Here is a 3059-nt window from a genome sequence, read left to right as displayed (position 1 = left end):
TTGTTCTTTGAAAACTGGATAAAACGACATTGAAGAAATTCTTAAGTAACACATTTATTAAGTTTTAAATTTTTTAGGCTTAATAACTTAAAGGCTTTTATAAGCCAACGGTTAAGTTATTAAGGGCGCATGGCGGATGCCTTGGCACTAGAAGCCGATGAAGGACGGCACTAACACCGATATGCTTCGGGGAGCTGTAAGTAAGCTTTGATCCGGAGATTTCCGAATGGGGAAACCCTCTATCCGTAATGGGGTAGAATCTTGACGTGAATTCATAGCGTCTTGATGGCAGACTCAGGGAACTGAAACATCTAAGTACCTGAAGGAAGAGAAAGAAAATTCGATTCCCTTAGTAGCGGCGAGCGAAATGGGAAGAGCCCAAACCAAGAGGCTTGCCTCTTGGGGTTGTAGGACACTCTATACGGAGTTACAAAGGAATGCGTTAGGCGAAGCGGTTTGGAAAGACCCACCATAGCAGGTAACAGTCCTGTAGTCAAAAGTGCATTCTCTCTTGAGTGGATCCTGAGTACGGCGGAACACGTGAAATTCCGTCGGAATCTGGGAGGACCATCTCCCAAGGCTAAATACTCTCTAGTGACCGATAGTGAACCAGTACCGTGAGGGAAAGGTGAAAAGCACCCCGGAAGGGGAGTGAAAGAGATCCTGAAACCATGTGCCTACAAGTAGTTAGAGCCCGTTAATGGGTGATAGCGTGCCTTTTGTAGAATGAACCGGCGAGTTACGATTACATGCAAGGTTAAGTTGAAGAGACGGAGCCGCAGCGAAAGCGAGTCTGAATAGGGCGAATAAGTATGTGGTCGTAGACCCGAAACCAGGTGATCTACCCATGTCCAGGGTGAAGGTAAGGTAACACTTACTGGAGGCCCGAACCCACGCACGTTGAAAAGTGCGGGGATGAGGTGTGGGTAGCGGAGAAATTCCAATCGAACCTGGAGATAGCTGGTTCTCTCCGAAATAGCTTTAGGGCTAGCCTCGTGATGAAGAATCCTGGAGGTAGAGCACTGTTTGGACTAGGGGTCCATCCCGGATTACCGAATTCAGACAAACTCCGAATGCCAGTGATTTATACACGGGAGTCAGACTGCGAGTGATAAGATCCGTAGTCAAAAGGGAAACAGCCCAGACCACCAGCTAAGGTCCCAAAGTAATTGTTAAGTGGAAAAGGATGTGACGTTGCTTAGACAACCAGGATGTTGGCTCAGAAGCAGCCACCATTTAAAGAGTGCGTAATAGCTCACTGGTCGAGTGACGCTGCGCCGAAAATGTATCGGGGCTAAACAATTCACCGAAGCTGTGGATAGACATCTACGATGTCTGTGGTAGGAGAGCGTTCTAAGTGCTGTGAAGTCAGACCGGAAGGACTGGTGGAGCGCTTAGAAGTGAGAATGCCGGTATGAGTAGCGAAAGATGGGTGAGAATCCCATCCACCGAATGACTAAGGTTTCCTGAGGAAGGCTCGTCCTCTCAGGGTTAGTCGGGACCTAAGCCGAGGCCGACAGGCGTAGGCGATGGATAACAGGTTGATATTCCTGTACCACCTCCCTGCCATTTGAGTAATGGGGGGACGCAGTAGGATAGGGTAAGCGCACTGTTGGTTATGTGCGTCCAAGCAGTAAGGCGTGAGAGTAGGCAAATCCGCTCTCTATAACGTTGAGCTGTGATGGCGAGCTCTTTAGAGCGAAGTTCCTGATTTCACACTGCCAAGAAAAGCCTCTAGCGAGGCAGGAGGTGCCCGTACCGCAAACCGACACAGGTAGTCGAGGAGAGAATCCTAAGGTGAGCGAGAGAACTCTCGTTAAGGAACTCGGCAAAATGACCCCGTAACTTCGGGAGAAGGGGTGCTCTAGTAGGGTGCAAGCCCGAGAGAGCCGCAGTGAATAGGCCCAGGCGACTGTTTAGCAAAAACACAGGTCTCTGCAAAACCGTAAGGTGACGTATAGGGGCTGACGCCTGCCCGGTGCTGGAAGGTTAAGGGGATTGCTTAGCGCAAGCGAAGGTGAGAACCGAAGCCCCAGTAAACGGCGGCCGTAACTATAACGGTCCTAAGGTAGCGAAATTCCTTGTCGGGTAAGTTCCGACCCGCACGAAAGGCGTAACGATCTGGGCACTGTCTCAACGAGAGACTCGGTGAAATTATAGTACCTGTGAAGATGCAGGTTACCCGCGACAGGACGGAAAGACCCCGTGGAGCTTTACTGTAGCCTGATATTGAATTTTGGTACAGCTTGTACAGGATAGGTAGGAGCCATTGAAACCGGAGCGCCAGCTTCGGTGGAGGCGTCCTTGGGATACTACCCCAGCTGTATTGAAATTCTAACCCGTACCCCTGATCGGGGTAGGAGACAGTGTCAGGCGGACAGTTTGACTGGGGCGGTCGCCTCCTAAAGAGTAACGGAGGCGCCCAAAGGTTCCCTCAGAATGGTTGGAAATCATTCGTAGAGTGTAAAGGCACAAGGGAGCTTGACTGCGAGACCTACAAGTCGAGCAGGGTCGAAAGACGGGCTTAGTGATCCGGTGGTTCCGCATGGAAGGGCCATCGCTCAACGGATAAAAGCTACCCCGGGGATAACAGGCTTATCTCCCCCAAGAGTCCACATCGACGGGGAGGTTTGGCACCTCGATGTCGGCTCATCGCATCCTGGGGCTGTAGTCGGTCCCAAGGGTTGGGCTGTTCGCCCATTAAAGCGGTACGCGAGCTGGGTTCAGAACGTCGTGAGACAGTTCGGTCCCTATCCGTCGTGGGCGTAGGAAATTTGAGAGGAGCTGTCCTTAGTACGAGAGGACCGGGATGGACACACCGCTGGTGTACCAGTTGTTCTGCCAAGAGCATCGCTGGGTAGCTATGTGTGGACGGGATAAGTGCTGAAAGCATCTAAGCATGAAGCCCCCCTCAAGATGAGATTTCCCATTACGCAAGTAAGTAAGATCCCTCAAAGACGATGAGGTAGATAGGTTCGAGGTGGAAGTGTGGCGACACATGGAGCTGACGAATACTAATCGATCGAGGACTTAACCAAATTTCTTAAGAACCTTCAATT

At 50.8% G+C, this 3059-nt stretch carries 1 rRNA gene; it reads left to right on the top strand.

The features are described from left to right. The first annotated feature begins 109 nt into the window (after positions 1 to 109). Positions 110 to 3038: ribosomal RNA gene (locus RST01_RS15865) — 23S ribosomal RNA — on the top strand. Positions 3039 to 3059 lie beyond the last annotated feature (21 nt).

The sequence above is a fragment of the Rummeliibacillus stabekisii genome (genome assembly GCF_007988965.1).
In the GTDB taxonomy this organism is placed as follows: Bacteria; Bacillota; Bacilli; order Bacillales_A; family Planococcaceae; genus Rummeliibacillus; species Rummeliibacillus stabekisii.
This window is presented reverse-complemented; position numbering and strand designations above follow the sequence as displayed.